Raw genomic sequence first — 16,897 nt, forward strand, 5'->3', positions numbered from 1 at the left:
CGTAAAGAAATGCAAACTTCATCGTGCGCCCCGGCATCCGACCGAAACGATTTATATTGTTTATTTTATTTATACTATTTATATGGTATAAATTGTTTATACGGTTTATACGGTTTATATAATTTATACCGTATAAATTGTTTATACTATTTATACCATTTAATTTACCAGCCCTTACAATCTTGCTATAAAGATCAGATGACGCTCCGCATTTAGCCCTGGCACCTGGATAGGCCGTAATTGCGTTATTTGCCAGTCTGCCGGCAGTCGCTCGCGCTCGTCTGGTGGTGCCACCCCTTTCAAGGCGATGAATTGCCCCCCCTCGGCCAGCACATGGTTCGACCAGTTGACGAAATCGGACAGGTCGGCAAAAGCGCGCGAGGTGATGACATCGAATTTCTGCTGCACTTCCAGCTGTTCCACGCGCTTGGTGTAGACGGTGACGTTGGCCAGACCCAGTTCGGCCTTCACTTGCGTCAAAAAAGCCGTCTTCTTATGCACCGTGTCGATCATCGAGACTTTCACATCGGGCCGCGCGATAGCCAGCACCATGCCCGGCAAACCGCCACCGGCGCCCACGTCGAGCACGTTTTTCGCGTCTGCGAACGCTGGCACGGCGGCCAGCGAATCGAGTACATGCAAGGTCAGCATCTGCATGGGATCGCGCACCGACGTGAGGTTGTAGACGCTGTTCCATTTGGCCAGCAAGGCCAGGTAGTCGAGCAGTTGTTCCGTCTGATCCGCGCTCAGGTCCAGCTCCAGCGCGGCGATGCCTTCATTCAAAATGGGGGCCAGTGCGGCCCGGTCAAACTGCTTCATTCAACAACCTCGTCCTTTAAAGTGGTAGTCTGCGCGGCACCGAAACCACGCTTTTTCAAATGCACCAGCAGCAGCGAAATCGCCGCCGGGGTCACGCCGGAAATGCGCGATGCCTGGCCCAGGGTTTCAGGGCGCTGCTTGTCGAGTTTTTGCCGTACTTCGACCGACAACGCGCCGATATCGAGATAGTTGAAACCGACTGGCAGGGCCAGGTTTTCATAGTGTTCATGACGCTCGATTTCCTTGCTCTGGCGCTCGATATAGCCCGCATATTTGAGCTGGATTTCCACCTGCTCGCGCACGGCGGGATCTTCTACTCCGGGGCCGGCCAGGGCCTGGCCTTCCATGCCCGTCATGCTCATCAGGGTATCGTAGGCCACGTTCGGACGGCATAACAGGTCGGCCAGCGAATATTCGCGCTCGATGGCCTGGCCGACGATGCGTTCAGATTCGGCCGCCTCCAATATGCGCGGATTGACCCAGGTAGAACGCAGGCGCTGCAGTTCCAGCGCCACCGCTTCGCGCTTGATTTCGAAGGCTTGCCACTGGGCATCGCCGACGCAGCCCAGGGTGCGACCGATTTCCGTCAGGCGCATGTCGGCATTGTCTTCGCGCAGGCTCAAGCGGTACTCGGCGCGGCTGGTGAACATGCGGTACGGTTCCTGCACGCCCTGGGTGATCAGATCGTCAACCAGCACGCCAAGATACGCCTCGGAGCGGCCCGGTACCCAGGCTTCTTTGTCCTGCGTCAGCAAGGCTGCGTTCAGGCCGGCCAACATGCCTTGCGCGGCCGCTTCTTCGTAACCGGTAGTACCGTTGATCTGACCGGCGAAGAACAGACCAGCCACGGCCTTCGTTTCCAGCGACGCCTTCAAGCCGCGCGGGTCGAAATAATCATATTCAATGGCGTAACCGGGGCGCATGATGTGAGCGTTTTCCATGCCCTTCATCGATTGCACCAGGGCGATCTGCACATCGAATGGCAGGCTCGTGGAGATGCCGTTAGGATAGAACTCATGCGTCGTCAAGCCTTCCGGCTCAAGGAAGATCTGGTGCGAGTCCTTGCCCGAGAAACGGTGGATCTTGTCTTCGATCGAGGGGCAATAGCGGGGACCCACGCCTTCGATGACGCCCGTGTACATGGGGCTGCGATCGAGGCCGGCGCGGATAATGTCATGCGTCTGCGTATTCGTGTGCGTGACCCAGCAGGGCACCTGGCGCGGATGCATGGACGTGTTGCCCATCACCGAGAAGACGGGCACGGGATCGAGATCACCGGCCTGTTCTTGCATCACGGAAAAATCGATCGTGCGCCCATCGATGCGCGGCGGCGTGCCCGTTTTCAAACGCCCTTGCGGCAGTTTCAGCTCTTTCAGGCGGGCGGACAGCGAAATGGCGGGCGGGTCACCGGCGCGACCAGCCGAGTAATTATTCAAGCCCACGTGAATCTTCCCGTCAAGGAAAGTACCAGCCGTCAGCACCACGGCGCGCGCCAAAAACTTCAGGCCGATCTGCGTCACGGCGCCGACGACACGGTCGCCTTCGACGATCAAGTCGTCCACGGCTTGCTGGAACAGCCATAAATTCGGCTGGTTTTCCAGGCGTGTACGGATGGCGGCTTTGTATAAAATGCGGTCAGCCTGGGCGCGCGTGGCGCGTACTGCCGGACCTTTCGAAGAGTTCAGGATGCGGAACTGGATACCGGACTCGTCGGTGGCAATTGCCATCGCACCGCCCATGGCATCGACCTCTTTAACCAAATGGCCCTTGCCGATGCCGCCAATCGAGGGATTACACGACATCTGGCCCAGTGTCTCAATATTATGCGTAAGCAATAGCGTCTTCTGCCCCATGCGGGCGGAAGCGAGGGCCGCCTCGGTACCGGCGTGACCACCACCGACAACGATAACGTCGAATTCTGTAGGAAATAACATAATTAATAGGTAACAGTGCAAGTAAAAATGCGGGAAGAGAGCCCGATTATAGAGTCTTTTTGCGAGCGTAACCTTCCATGGGCCAATTTTTGCTTAATTTTTACTCCGCAGTAGAGCGGAAGAGGGCATTTCTGTTTCACGTGGAACACGCACCGGACTCGCGTGTGCACCGTCATCCCCCTGCTGTACGCCATCCGCTGCCAGCGGCCTTCCACTCTCTCCATCCTGCCCATCCTGCTCATCCTGCTAAATAGCGAGGTCGTCCTCCTGAAGTCTAGGAATGCGAACGTCAGCGAACTTGGTTTGCCGGTTCTCTTGGCCGTCATGGACTTTTGGAGGATATTGGCCTTCGGCCGGTCATCCGATAGGCAACACGGCATTGATGGATGCCCCCGTTCCCGTTCCACGTGAAACACACGCGGGACGGAAAAGCGGAGTAAGCTTGGCACATGACTCGACTGCCAGGAGTATGCATGCCCGCCTTCCAGTTCCGCACCGTGCCGCATCTGATCGTTGCGCCAGGCGCCGCCACCCAACTGGGCGCGCACGTCGCCCATCACTTCCCCACCGTGCGCCGCGCGCTGCTCGTCACCGACGCTGGTTTTCTAGGTACGGGACTTGCAGATGATCCGCTGCATAGCTTGCGAACGGCAGGCATTGACGTGCATGTCTTTTCCGATGTGCAAGCGGATCCGTCGGAAGCGGTCGTGCTTGCAGGCGTGAGCCGAGCCCAAATGTTTCACGTGGAACTCATCATCGGTCTCGGTGGCGGCAGCTCGCTGGACGTGGCCAAACTGGTCGCCGTGCTGGTAGCAGGACACCAGGATCTGGCGCAACTGTATGGCATCGGTAATGTCCACAGCCAACGCCTGCCCCTGGTGCAATTACCCACTACGGCAGGCACAGGTTCCGAAGTGACGCAGATTGCCATCGTCACCACAGGCGCCAGCAGCAAGATGGGCATAGTCGCGCCGCAACTATATGCGGACTTGGCCATCCTCGATGCCAAGCTGACCCTGAGCTTGCCGCCCGCCGTGACAGCCGCTACCGGCATCGACGCCATGGTGCATGCGATCGAGGCGTACACCAGCCGCCTGCTGAAAAATCCCTTGTCCGACATGCTGGCTATCGAAGCCTTGTCGCTATTGTCCGGTAATCTGCTCACGGCCTGCCGCGATGGCAGCAACTTGCCGGCGCGCGAAGCCATGCTGCTAGGCGCCATGCTGGCCGGCCAGGCATTTGCCAATGCGCCCGTGGCCGCCGTGCATGCGCTTGCCTATCCCATTGGCAGCCTGTTCCACGTGCCACACGGCCTGTCGAATGCGCTGGTGCTGCCACACGTGCTGCGCTTCAATCTGTCCCACGCAGCGCCCCTGTATGCGCAACTGGCGAGCGTCGTGCAACCGGGCATCACGGGCAGCGAGAAAGCACGGGCCGAGGCCTTGATCGACGCCATGCAGGACATTAGCGCTGCCACCGGCATCGCGCGTACGCTGCGCGAAGTGGGCGTCATGACCAGCGACCTGGACCGACTCGCCGATGACGCCATGCTGCAGACGCGATTGCTGGGCAACAATGCGCGCGTTGTCACACGCAAGGATGCCCGCGCCATCTATGCGGCAGCGCTATGAGACTCAGTTGGGTACATCCACCACCGTGCCCGTCACGCTGATCGCATTACCCGCCAATGGCGTTGCCGCTATCGCTGGCACGTTGACATTCGTGATCAAGGTCGACGCGTCAGCGCGTGTCACCGCGCGCACCACCTGCGAGGGCGGCAACGCTTGCTTGGCAGACAAATGCGCAAACATCGCGTCGAGTGCCCGGTTCAGGTACACATGCAAGGGCACGATCAGGGTCGGCAAGGCGCTGCTGAAGGAATCGAAGTGGTTGGCGTTAGTCACCTCCACATAGCGCAGTTTGCTGTTGCTCCCTTCCACGGCCGCGTTCAGGCCAAGATAGGCGCGCGAAGCTTGATTGACGGGAATCAGGGTATCGCTGCGGCCATGCACGATGATGGCTGGCTTGCCATGCAATTTTCCGCTGGCAGCTACTTCGGCCATGCCTGCCCGCACGCGCACGCTTTGCCCTTCCAAGGTGCCCTGCAAGTTGGCGCCGCTGACGGCATCCTTGCCTATCGCCAAGCTGCGCAGGCACAGAAATCCATCGAGCGACTGGTCCGCAATGTTGCTTGAGGGCGACACGCCAGCCGTGTAGCCCTTGGTGCCGCCCACGCTGTTCTCGTAGACGACACTGCCCGGTATACCGTTTTGCGCCGCAAAACTGGCCGCCTTTTGCACCGAGGTAAAAGGAATCGGATTAGCGCTGCCATCGGTCTGTGCAAACGTGAAACCGCATACCTTGTCGGTCACGGAAAATTTTCCATAAGCATAGGCGTACGTCACGGCCACCAGGATATTCGTGCCCGCATGCGCGGCCTGCAGCGGATCGGAATCGACCAGCCAGCCATACGCGCGCAAGCGTTGCTTCGCATCCGCTTGCTGCGCCGCCAGGTCGGCGCCGTTCAACAGCCCCTTGGTAAGCAGCGCCGTGCAGCGTCCCGCATTACTGGCGACGGAAGCCACGCAAGGCTGATACAAGGCTGCATAGGTAGCGTAGTCGAACAACGCGCGGCCCGGATTGGCAAGCTGCACTCCGCCTTGCCGCACGCTGTAAGCACTAGACGCCGCCGGCTGAATCTGCGGCTCACTGGCGACGACGCCGCTGATCAAGTCCTGCGTATCGTGTTGCGCCGCCAGCAGGGCCGAGCCGGCACCGTTGGAAATGCTCGATGCTATCGTGATGGTGTTCTTCGGCGTCAACCGCACGATGCGCGAACTGCCGTCGCGCGCCAGTACGCCATAACGTTGGTTCAAGACGTAATACGCCATCTCGACCGCCTGCAAGGTCACCTTGCCCCAATCCTTCTCCGGGTTTTGCTGCGAGTGCGCATGCTTGAAGGCGATACGGTTCGGATAGGCGCTAGACCAGGCCAGCCGGTCGGCATCGCTCAAGTCGGGCACGAAGAGTGCATTCTTGCCGGCAGCCACCCTGCCCGCGCGCGCGCCGTTCTGCAAATTGACGCTGTCGTCTTCAAACACATACAGCCCTGTGCCGGAACCTTTGTCCGCATACGCCACGGCGCAGCCCTTCTTCAAACCCCACTCGCCCGAACTGCCGATGGCGCCATAGATGCCGCGCGAGCCGCTCGATGTACCCGTGACGATGCAGGCACGCTCGGGATCGAAGCTGGCCGGTACCTGCACCATCAAGCTGACATTCTTCTTGCCCGTGCCATCGTCGGCATAGGCGATGTATTCACTGCCGGCTACCAGGCCCTCGCCCGCGCCCACGTTTCCCGACGCATCGACGTTCGGGCCATACAGGGTGCCATAGCCGCTGTTGGCGGCAATATCGAGCACGGCGCGATAATTGGCGTAGATGGCATTGCGGCGCAGTTCGAGCGGCGTCGGCTGCTCCGCATTCGCATACGCGGGCATGGCGCCCGCCAGCCCCGTCTTGCCCAGACCTGCCGTGAGTAAATCGTTCGTCTTGCCGTCGTAATCAGCGCGCGTGATCACGCCCAGGTAGCTGGGCAATTGATTCAGTTCTTCCGCTGCATGGTCGCTGCCGCAGCCTGCCAAGGCCAGCATGGCGCACAAACCCATGCCAGTGCCCGCCCGCGTGATCGTGATCATCGTTTGCATGGAGCTTCTCTCCGTTCTAGTAACAGTGGGTGCAGAATGAAAAACGCCGGACTATCTGAACTGACCCCAATAAGTTGGACACCAACCTATTGGGGTTTTTCATGTCGAAGTACGCAGAACAGTTCAAGCTGGCAGTGGTCAAGCAATACCTTGCCGGCGCGAGTGGTTTCCAATTCTTGGCGAACCAGCATGGTGTTCCTTACTCCATGGTTCGCAAGTGGGTGGGACTATTTCGCCAGCATGGTGAGGACGGCTTGCGAAAGAAGTTCAGCCACTATGATGCAGACTTCAAGCTTTCGGTATTGCAACATATGTGGGCCAATGACTTGTCTTATGGCAAGACTGCTGCAGTTTTCAATATTCGGCATCATGCCGCCGTGGGCGTATGGGAGCGCTGCTATCATACGGGCGGTATAGACGCCCTCATGCCACGTCGCCGTGGCAGACCCACGAAAATGCCCAGCCCTCCAGACACAAAGCCATCTTTGCCCGTTAATGATTCAGAGCGTACCCACGAGGAGTTGGTCGCAGAGGTGAATCAGTTGCGCATGGAGGTGGCCTACCTAAAAAAGTTGCGGGCCTTAGTTCAATCACAGCAGCTACCGCAGGCGACAGCACGCAAAAAGCGCAAGTAATTATTGAACTAAGGCAGCACTTTCCCCTGGCTGGCCTGCTCAAGCTGGCCGGCTTGGCGCGCAGCACTTTTTACTATCAACAGAAGGCGGCGCAGGTCTGCGACAAGCATCAGGAACTGAAAAAGCAGATTGGCATCATCTTTGCCCTCCATAAGGGGCGCTACGGCTATCGGAGGGTCACAGCGGCGATTCGGCAGCTGGGCGAAAAGGTCAACCACAAGACCGTTCAAAGCATGATGGGCAAGCTCGGTCTCAAGTCACTGGTGCGGCCAAAGAAATACCGTTCGTACAAAGGCGAAGTAGGCCACGCTGCCCCTAACGTTCTGAAGCGGCAATTTGATGCACCATGCGCCAATCAGAAATGGGTCACCGACGTGACGGAATTCAATGTCTCTGGCGAGAAGCTGTATCTATCTCCGGTGATGGACTTGTACAACGGCGAAATCGTTGCATTTGAGACCGCCAGGCGGCCAGCGTTCGAACTGGTGGGTGTCATGCTCAAGAAGGCGCTGGCGAAGCTTAAAGCGGGCGAGAACCCCATTCTTCATTCGGACCAGGGATGGCAAGGCCGAATGCCTGCGTATCAGCGGGCGTTGCGGAACAAGCACGTTGTGCAAAGCATGTCGCGTAAGGGCAACTGCCTCGATAACGCGGCAATGGAGAGCTTCTTCGCAGTGCTGAAATCGGAGTTCTTTTACCTGAACAAATTCAGCAGCGTCGAAGAGCTACAAACCGGCATCAAGAAATACATTCACTACTATAATCACGACCGTATTAAGATGAAACTAAAAGGGCTGAGTCCCGTGCAATACAGAACCCAGCCCTTGGCCGCCTAACAAACTTAACCGTCCAACTTTACGGGGTCAGTTCACTATCGGTCCGGCGTTGCTTGAAAATCAGACAGCGGCTTTGGCAGCCCTGCCGCCGAAGCGCGCAATGGCTTCGCCGACGATGCCGCGCCGGAACAGCAAGACGCAAATGACAAAGATCACGCCAGTGACCATACCCACCGATTCGCCCAGAGTGCCAAACCACTCGATACCCGTGTGCGTGGCCAGATACGTGCCAACATCGCCCAACTTGTTTTCCAGCGCGATGATCAATACTGCGCCAAGGATGGGACCGGACAGCGTGCCCATGCCACCGACCAAGGTCATCAGCACGACCAGGCCGGACATGCCCCAGTAGACATCGGTAAGGGTTTCAAAGCCCAGCACCAGCGTCTTGGTGGCGCCGGCCAGTGCCGCCAGCGAGGCCGACAGCACGATGGCCATCAGCTTGTACTTGTTGACGTCGTAACCGAGCGAGATGGCGCGCGGTTCATTTTCCTTGATGGCCTTGAGTACTTGGCCGAACGGCGAGTGGATGGTGCGCACGATCAGGGCAAAGCCGGCGATGAAGATGGCCAGCACCACGTAGTACAGCACCGTGTCATTAGCCAGGTCTATCATGCCCAACAAGGTTCCACGTGGAACACCCTGCAAGCCATCCTCGCCACCGGTGAACGGCAGGCGCAAGGCAAGGAAGTACACCATCTGCGCCAGCGCCAAGGTGATCATCGTAAAGTAAATGCCTTGACGGCGGATCGCCAGGCCGCCGATCACCAGGCCTAGCAAGGCTCCCGTGGCAACGCCAGCCAGCAAGCCCAGTTCCGTTGGCCAACCCCAGGTGCGCAGCGCGTAGCCGGTCACATAGCCGGCACCGCCAAAGAAGGCGGCATGACCGAACGACAGCAAGCCGGTATAGCCGATCAGCAAGTTAAAGGCGCAGGCAAACAGGGCAAAGCACAATAACTTCATCAGGAAGACGGGATAACCGTAAAACGGCGCCGCCAACGCCAGCAGCAAGGCAATGGCGTAGCCTACATTCTTATTCATCGTGGTAGCTCCAATACATGACTGATGAGGATTACTTTTCTTTGCCGAACAGGCCGGCGGGACGCAGCAGGAGCACGATGACCATCACCACGAACACCACGGTGGCCGAGCCTTCCGGGTAGAACACGCGAGTCAGGCCCTCGATCACACCCAAGCCCAGGCCCGTCAAGATGGAGCCCATGATGGAACCCATGCCGCCGATCACCACCACGGCAAACACGACGATGATCAGGTTCGAGCCCATCAGCGGCGACACCTGAATGATGGGCGCCGCCAGCACGCCGGCGAAACCGGCCAGTGCCACGCCAAAGCCATACGTCAGTGTCACCATCAGCGGCACATTGATGCCGAACGCTTCCACCAATTTCGGGTTTTCCGTGCCGGCCCGCAGGTAGGCCCCCAATTTGGTTTTTTCAATGACGAACCAGGTGGCCAGGCACACGGAGAGCGAAGCGATCACCACCCAGGCGCGGTAGTTCGGCAATATCATGAAACCCAGATCGGTTGCGCCAGCGAGCGCTTCAGGCACGGCGTACGGCTGGCCCGAAACGCCATAGAAGGAGCGAAACACGCCTTCCATGATCAGGGTGATGCCAAAAGTCAGCAGCAAGCCATACAGGTGGTCGAGCTTATACAGCCAGCGCAGCATGGTTTTTTCGATCACGATGCCGACCAGGCCGACCAGGATCGGGGCAATGACCAGCATGGCCCAGTAATTGATGTCGAAGTAACTGAGGCCCATCCAGGCCAGAAAGGCGCCCATCATGTACATGGCGCCATGCGAGAAATTAATGACATTAAGCAAGCCGAAGATGACGGCCAGACCGAGGGACAACATGGCATAAAACGAGCCGTTGACAAGACCCAGCAGCAGCTGGCTCATCATCGCTTGTAATGGAACGCCGAAAATTTCCATGGCATCACAGTATAAAAAGCACCGCCACAGGACGGTGTCATATCAAGGGAAACACGCCACCGCAGACCAGGCTGGCGCGGCGGCGCAAGGCGAACCCTGCGCGCAAAGAGCGTACAGGACAGAGCGCCCGCGCAGTGGCGGGCAAGCTGTAGATATTGCTACAGCCTTACTTCCACAGGGAACACTTCGATTCGGCCTTGGTCACAAACGCTTGCGCACCAGGCACGGTGGCGACCACCTTGTAGTAATCCCACGGGTATTTCGACTCGGATGGCTTCTTCACTTCCATCAGATACATATCGTGCACCATGCGGCCATCGGGGCGCACTTCGCCATTGTGGGTAAACATATCGTTGATTTTGGTCTTTTTCAGGTGGGCCATGACCTTTTCGGTGTCGTCCGTGCCCAGCGCCTTGACGGCATTGAGGTAGTTCGCCGCAGCCGAATAGTCGGCCGCCTGCAGCATCGACGGTTCCTTCTTCATCTTTGCGAAATAGCGTTTCGACCAGGCGCGCGTTTCCGCATTCAAGTCCCAGTACCAGCCGTCCGTCAAGTACATGCCTTGCGTCAGGTTCAAGCCCAGCGAATGGATGTCATTGATGAAGATCAGCAAGCCGGCCAGCTTCATCGTTTTCGTCAAGCCAAACTCATTGGCAGCCTTGATGCTGTTGATGGCATCGCCGCCCGCATTGGCCAGGCCCAGAATCTGCGGCTTGGCAGCCTGCGCCTGCAACAGGAACGAGGAGAAATCCGAGGCGCCCAACGGATGCTTGACGCTACCGAGTACCTTGCCGCCAGCCGCCTTGACGACCTCGGCCGTGTCTTTTTCCAGCGAGTGGCCAAACGCGTAATCGGCCGTCATGAAATACCAGCTCTTGCCGCCCTGCTTGACGATAGTGCCGCCCGTCCCGCGCGCCAGCGCTACCGTGTCGTAGGCGTAATGCACGGTGTAAGGCGTGCATTCTTCATTCGTCAGGCGCGAGGAACCGGCGCCGATGGCGATGAAGATTTTTTTCTTTTCCGCCGCAACCTTGGCCATGGCCAGGCTGGCACCGGAGTTGGTACCGCCGATCAGCATGTCGACGCCTTGCTGGTCAAACCACTCGCGCGCCTTCGAGGCGGCGATGTCGGCCTTGTTTTGATGGTCGGCAGAGATGAATTCCACCTTTTTTCCGGCCAATACCACGCCGGCATCGGCGATCGCCATCTTGATGGCTTCGGCGCCACCGAGGCCGTCGACGTCGGAATACACGCCGGACATGTCGGAAATGAAGCCGATCTTGATGGTGTCACCCGATACCTGGGCGTGCGCGGCGCTGGACAAGCCCAGTGCCGACAAGGTACACAGAGTGGCAGTGGCAATGGCGATAGCGTTACGTTTCATAGTGTCTCCGTTGGGATTATTGTTGGCTATTTAAACGATTGCTCGATGACGATACGGAACTACATGGGCATTACACGCCAAGCAGCTCGGTCAATACCGGCATCTTGGCTTCCAGTTCGGATGCAGCAAAAGTCTCGACAATCTGACCGTGCTCCATCACATAAAACCGGTCCGCCAGCGGTGCGGCAAACCGGAAATTCTGTTCCACCATGACAATGGTGTAACCTTTCGCTTTCAGGGTGGTGATCATGCGCGCCAGCCCTTGCACGATGACAGGTGCCAAGCCTTCGGATATTTCATCGAGCAGCAGCAGGCGCGCACCGGTGCGCAAGATACGCGCCACGGCCAGCATCTGTTGTTCCCCGCCCGACAGGCGCGTGCCCTGGCTGTGGCGGCGCTCCTGCAAATTTGGGAACATGGCATAGATTTCCTCGACCGACATGCCCTTCTCGCCGCTAGCCAGAGTCGGCGGCAACATCAGGTTTTCCTCGGTCGACAGCGATGAAAAAATACCGCGCTCTTCGGGACAATAGCCGATGCCCAGGTGGGCGATTTTGTGCGTGGGCAAACCTATTGCTTCAACACCATTGACTTTGATGGAGCCCGTGCGTGCGCCCGTCAAGCCCATGATGGCGCGCAAGGTGGTTGTCCGTCCGGCGCCATTGCGGCCCAGCAAAGTCACCACTTCGCCCTGCCCTACTTTCAGATTCACGTCGTGCAAGATGTGCGATTCACCGTACCAGGTGTGCAGTTGTGTAATTTCCAGCGCCGGCGTGCCTGTCTTCGATTGCGTCGTCATCAATGCGCCCCTTCCAGCTCGGCGTGGGTGGTGCCCATGTACGCTTCCATCACCTGTGGATTACGCGACACTTCCGCATAACTGCCTTCGGCCAGCATGGCGCCGCGCTGCAGGACAGAAATCTTGTCGCAAATGCCGGAGACCACGCTCATATTGTGTTCCACCATCAGGATGGTGCGCCCAGCCGACACCTTTTTGATCAGTTCCGTCACACGATGCACGTCTTCATGACCCATGCCCTGCGTCGGCTCGTCGAGCAACATCATTTCCGGCGCCATTGCCAAGGTGGTGGCAATTTCCAGCGCCCGCTTGCGGCCATACGGCATATCGACCGTGATGGTGTCGGCAAACTCCGCCAGGTCGACTTCGGCCAGCAAGGCCATGGCACGGTCGTTGAGCTGGCTCAGGGAACGTTCGCTTTTCCAGAAATGAAAGGAAGTGCCCAGCTGGCGCTGCAAGCCGATGCGCACATTTTGCAGCACGGACAAATGCGGGAAAACGGCGGAAATCTGGAAGGAACGAATCACGCCCATGCGGGCGATTTGCGCCGGTTTGGCAGCCGTGATGTCTTTCCCATTGAACAGGATCTGTCCGGAAGTGGGGATCAGGAATTTGGTGAGCAAGTTGAAGCACGTGGTCTTGCCGGCGCCGTTGGGACCGATCAAGGCATGAATATGACCGCGCTCTACCTGCAGGTTCACCTCGCTCACTGCGGTGAATCCCCTGAATTGCTTGGTCAAATTTCTTGTTTCCAAGATGACGTTTGACATCATGTCTCCTAGTTGTACTTTTTGTACTATTTAGTCATTTTTATAATACACAACTTAAATTTAACGCACAATACAGTATAACTACGGGGAATTTTCGCCAGCCCGAATGGCGCAAAGCCATGCTGGCACGTGCTCATTTCCAGGCCGCATGTATCATTTGCGCTGCTTTTTCCGCGATCATCACGGTCGGTGAGTTGGTATTACCAGAAGTAATGTACGGCATGATGGAAGCATCGACGACGCGTAAACCTGCCACGCCGAGCACGCGCAATTGGCTGTCGACGACGCTCGATGCATCGCTGGCAAGGCCCATGCGGCAAGTGCCCACCGGGTGAAAGATGGTGGTGCCGATCTGGCTGGCCGCCTGCGCCAGTTCTTCCTCGCTCTGGAATTGCAAGCCAGGCTTGTATTCCTGCGGCGCAAATTTTTTCAAGGCGGGCGCGGCGGCAATGGCCCGCGTCAGGCGCAAGGCGTCGGCCGCCACGCTAAGATCGTGCTGCGTACTGAGGTAATTAGGCACGATGTTTGGCGCTGCATAACTGTCGGCACTGGCGATTTGCACATGGCCGCGCGAGGTGGGGCGCAAATTGCATACGCTGGCGGTAAACGCGGGAAACGTGTGCAGCGGCTCGCCGAATTTGTCGAGCGACAAGGGCTGCACATGGTATTGCAGATTCGGCGTGGCTTGCTGCGGATCGGACTTGGCAAACGCACCCAGTTGCGACGGCGCCATCGACATGGGCCCGCTCTGAAACAAGGCATATTGCAAACCGATCTGCATCTTGCCCAGCAAATTGCCCGCCATTACGTTCAAGGTTTTCACGCCCTGCACTTTAAATACCATGCGCAGCTGAAGATGGTCTTGCAAATTGCCGCCCACGCCAGCGATATCGAGCACGGGAACAATGCCATGCTGCTGCAGCAAGGCGGCCGGGCCAATACCGGACAATTGCAACAATTGGGGTGAGCCGATGGCGCCCGCCGTGAGCAAGGTTTCCCGCTTGGCCGTCGCCTGCCACTGCGTGCCACCGCCGGTAAACACGATACCCGTGCAGCGCGCTCCCGTTGGCGTCGTTTCCAGCAGCAGACGTTCCACGTGACAACCCGTCATGATGGTCAGATTCGCACGGCGGGCGGCCGGTTTTAAAAATGCTTTCGACGTATTCCAGCGGATGCCGCGGCGCTGGTTGACGTCGAAATACGCGCTGCCGCTGTTGTCGCCGCCATTGAAATCACTGGTTTTTGGAATACCAACCTGCTGCGCCGCGTCGCGAAAAGCGTTCAAAATATCCCACGATAGCCGCTGTTTTTCCACCCGCCACTCGCCGCCCACGCCATGGTTTTCCGAGGCCCCGCCGTAGTGATCCTCGCTTTGTTTGAATAGCGGCAAGACTTTGTCCCAGCGCCAGGATGCATCGTCCGTCAAGTTGGCCCAGTGGTCGTAATCATTGGCCTGTCCGCGCATATAAATCATGCCATTGATGGAAGAACAACCGCCCAGCACTTTGCCGCGCGGATACATCAAGCTGCGCCCACCGAGTCCCGCCTCTGCCTGCGTGGCATACAACCAGTCTGTGCGGGGATTGCCGATGCAATGCAGATAGCCTACAGGGATGTGTATCCATACATAATCGTCCTTGCCACCCGCTTCCACGAGTAAAACGTTGGCGTCCTTGTCGCGTGTGAGCCGGTTGGCCAGCACGCAGCCTGCCGTACCGCCGCCCACAATGATGTAGTCGTATTCGCCTGCTGATTCCAATGAAGCTCCTTTTGGTATGCCATCAAGCTGTCGCGCGGCGTGTCTCCCCACCGCGTGCCTTTACCAGAGTCTGTCTTTCTTCATGCGTGCATAGCTGTTGCGCCACATTAAGATTACCACCAGTGCTGCACCAGGGCGACATTAATCGCCGCCAGCGACAGGAACAAACATGGCAGCGAGCAAAAAAACAGGGCAAAACGGCGGTCGCAGGCTGTGGATAAGCGTATGGATATCCACAGGGACGATATGTGCGTAAACGAAAAATTTTTTCGGCGGCGTTTTTTTGTTCAGAAACCATCCCACGCAGATACACCGCTTACTCAGCGCTTATCCGCACGCCAAGCACTTGTTTACAAGGATAAATCAAGACTTATCCACAGAAAATGTCAGCGTTAACTACTATTACTATTCTTGTATACGTACTTGTTAGGGTAAACCTGACGACACACACTTTGCTTGCCGTTCACCGTCAACGGCATCAGCCAACCTGTCTTCAAAAAAATGCGGGCAAGCTGCTTGTGCTGTCAAAAAAAACAGCCAACAACTGAGCGACGAAAACCAGCGCAACCGGCATCACGCACACAGCACTGCAAAACCGTTATGCAAAATGTCAACGTCAACATGCCTGAACAGGCACAGTGCCAGCATGCGGTTCGATGTAGAAAAAAGAGAGGATTTGCATCGACTGTGGATAAGTCACTTGATATCCACAGGATGACTTGTGAGTAAACACGAAGTTATGCGCAGGCCGGCATTTTATACAATTTTACTCCTCGCGTGATACAACGATTATGCACGTTTTATTTTTCGCGTAAACAGTTGATCCTGTTGAAAAAAAACGACTTATCCACAGAAAAAACTGCGTTTACTATTACTACTATTTTTATATATAGATTTATTGTAAATCAATGAAAAAAGCGGAAGTCCACGGATATTTCCAAAAAACATGCATAAAACGTCAAAGCCAACGACGACATCACGACCCACTACCAAACCGTCTGCCAAGAATCCACTCGATGCCAGCATTCGCGAAGGAACGACATTCGTGGTCGCTCAAGTCTGATTGCCAAACAAGCGTCAGAGCATGTGAAACAGGTCAAACATGCCACTACGGCAAAAAAAGCCCTGATTTTCGCTAGGCACTGTGGATAAGTGTCTGCATATCCACAGGACGAGATGTGGGAAAAGTCGTTCTTTGTCCACAGCTCAATTTTTATCCCAAACAAGTCCTACGTAGATACAATGCTTGTGCGCCTACTTTTTTGTGCGCTAAGTCGATGATTCTTCAACGATATACCGACTTATCCACAAAAAAACGAGCGTTTACTATCACTACTATTTTTATGTATACGTCTTTATTTAAAACACAGAGACAAACGCAAACGGTGGAAAAGTCGCCCAAACAGGTGTTTTCACCATAAAAACAGTCTTGCAATCCAAAAAACCTGTAAAGACAGCATGAATTCAAGCAAAAAAATGCGTTTAGGCATCATTAGTGCCTTACACGAAGAACAGCAGGGGCTGGTAGAAGCCATGCAAGGCCCCCAGAAGCGTTCGCACGGCATGCGTGACTTCACCCTAGGCACCCTCTGGAATATCCACGCTGTGTGCGTCCTGTCGCGTCTGGGCAAGGTTGCCGCTGCCATGACAGCGTCTATCCTTGTGGAAAAGTACGCAGTTACCCACATTGTCTTCACCGGCGTCGCCGGCAGCGCCGATCCACACGTCAACGTCGGCGATATCGTGGTGGCAGAAGCGCTGCTACAGCACGATATGGACGCGCGGCCTTTGTTTCCCCGCTTCGAAGTGCCGCTAACGGGCTTGCAACGCTTCGCCACGGATCTTGAGTTGAGTACGCAACTGGCCGGTGCGGCAAAAGATTTTTTGCGCGATGAACTTGCCAAAGTAATACAGGCGTCGGAAAGGCAAGAGTTTGCGTTACAGCACGCGCAAGTCCACCGCGGCTTGATCGCCAGCGGCGACCAGTTCATCAGCAGCGCCATGCACGTGAAACAGCTGAAAGCGGATATTCCCGATTTGCTGGCCGTCGAAATGGAAGGCGCCGCCGTGGCACAAGTGTGTTTTGAACTGGGCGTGCCGTTTACGGTCATGCGTACCATTTCCGATAACGCTAACGAAGAGGCGGCCGTCGACTTCATGCGTTTTGTGCAAACGGTCGCCTCGCCGTATGCGTTTGCCGTGATTCAAAGACTGTGTCAGCGCCTGGCGGGCTAACTCCTGGGCGTAGTGTAAAAAAGAGGGCAGAACCAATGGTTCTGCCCTCTTTTGTTAGCTGC

The 16,897-nt window shown here is 56.8% G+C and carries 11 protein-coding genes and 1 pseudogene; 3 read left to right on the forward strand and 9 right to left on the reverse strand.

The genetic code is table 11. The annotated features are described in order from the left end of the window. Nucleotides 1-174 precede the first annotated feature (174 nt). Both rsmG and mnmG read right to left on the reverse strand, forming a co-directional pair. The gene (rsmG, locus tag H4V96_RS21770; protein ID WP_010393802.1) at nucleotides 175-819 is read right to left on the reverse strand and encodes a 16S rRNA (guanine(527)-N(7))-methyltransferase RsmG; all 645 of its coding nucleotides are present in this window, start codon (nucleotides 817-819) and stop codon (nucleotides 175-177) included. Then, on the reverse strand, nucleotides 816-2,753 hold the full coding sequence (mnmG, locus tag H4V96_RS21775) for a tRNA uridine-5-carboxymethylaminomethyl(34) synthesis enzyme MnmG (protein WP_196856166.1): 1,938 nt from the start codon (nucleotides 2,751-2,753) through the stop codon (nucleotides 816-818). Before mnmG ends, rsmG begins: the two co-directional genes overlap by 4 nt. 473 nt (nucleotides 2,754-3,226) lie before the next feature. Between mnmG and H4V96_RS21780 the strand changes: the two genes are divergently transcribed. Beyond that, nucleotides 3,227-4,384, forward strand: coding sequence for an iron-containing alcohol dehydrogenase (locus tag H4V96_RS21780; protein WP_196856165.1), 1,158 nt, complete (start codon nucleotides 3,227-3,229; stop codon nucleotides 4,382-4,384). 3 nt (nucleotides 4,385-4,387) lie between these two features. Here the strand turns inward: H4V96_RS21780 and H4V96_RS21785 are convergent, their stop codons facing one another. Beyond that, on the reverse strand, nucleotides 4,388-6,460 hold the full coding sequence (locus H4V96_RS21785) for a 3-hydroxybutyrate oligomer hydrolase family protein (RefSeq protein WP_196856164.1): 2,073 nt from the start codon (nucleotides 6,458-6,460) through the stop codon (nucleotides 4,388-4,390). Nucleotides 6,461-6,561: 101 nt separating this feature from the next. On the opposite strand from H4V96_RS21785, the pseudogene H4V96_RS21790 reads away from it, so the two are divergent. Further along, a pseudogene (locus tag H4V96_RS21790) lies at nucleotides 6,562-7,931 on the forward strand (IS3 family transposase). Between the two features lie 60 nt (nucleotides 7,932-7,991). Here the strand turns inward: H4V96_RS21790 and H4V96_RS21795 are convergent. The 6 genes from H4V96_RS21795 to H4V96_RS21820 all read right to left on the reverse strand — a co-directional run bounded on the left by H4V96_RS21795 (nucleotide 7,992) and on the right by H4V96_RS21820 (nucleotide 14,600). Further along, entirely contained in the window at nucleotides 7,992-8,972 is a 981-nt protein-coding gene (locus H4V96_RS21795) for a branched-chain amino acid ABC transporter permease (protein WP_010393813.1), read from the reverse strand. 31 nt (nucleotides 8,973-9,003) lie between these two features. After that, nucleotides 9,004-9,888, reverse strand: coding sequence for a branched-chain amino acid ABC transporter permease (locus H4V96_RS21800; RefSeq protein WP_010393815.1), 885 nt, complete (start codon nucleotides 9,886-9,888; stop codon nucleotides 9,004-9,006). 166 nt (nucleotides 9,889-10,054) lie between these two features. Next, entirely contained in the window at nucleotides 10,055-11,272 is a 1,218-nt protein-coding gene (locus H4V96_RS21805; protein WP_010393816.1) for an ABC transporter substrate-binding protein, read from the reverse strand. 70 nt (nucleotides 11,273-11,342) lie between these two features. Beyond that, a complete protein-coding gene (locus tag H4V96_RS21810; protein WP_070345997.1) occupies nucleotides 11,343-12,071 on the reverse strand; it encodes an ABC transporter ATP-binding protein in 729 nt (242 codons plus the stop codon). Next, complete coding sequence (locus H4V96_RS21815) at nucleotides 12,071-12,841, reverse strand: ABC transporter ATP-binding protein (protein ID WP_196856986.1); 771 nt, start codon at nucleotides 12,839-12,841, stop codon at nucleotides 12,071-12,073. The genes H4V96_RS21810 and H4V96_RS21815 overlap by 1 nt, the downstream gene beginning before the upstream one ends. A 133-nt stretch (nucleotides 12,842-12,974) precedes the next feature. Next, complete coding sequence (locus H4V96_RS21820) at nucleotides 12,975-14,600, reverse strand: GMC family oxidoreductase N-terminal domain-containing protein (protein ID WP_010393822.1); 1,626 nt, start codon at nucleotides 14,598-14,600, stop codon at nucleotides 12,975-12,977. A gap of 1,476 nt (nucleotides 14,601-16,076) precedes the next feature. Here H4V96_RS21820 and H4V96_RS21825 point away from each other — a divergent pair. Then, nucleotides 16,077-16,835 (forward strand): 5'-methylthioadenosine/adenosylhomocysteine nucleosidase, encoded by a 759-nt coding sequence (locus tag H4V96_RS21825; protein ID WP_196856985.1) that lies wholly within the window; start codon nucleotides 16,077-16,079, stop codon nucleotides 16,833-16,835. The last annotated feature ends 62 nt before the right edge of the window (nucleotides 16,836-16,897 follow it).

Origin of the sequence: Janthinobacterium sp. CG_23.4, from assembly GCF_029892305.1 — a bacterium.
GTDB lineage: Bacteria > Pseudomonadota > Gammaproteobacteria > Burkholderiales > Burkholderiaceae_D > Janthinobacterium > Janthinobacterium lividum_D.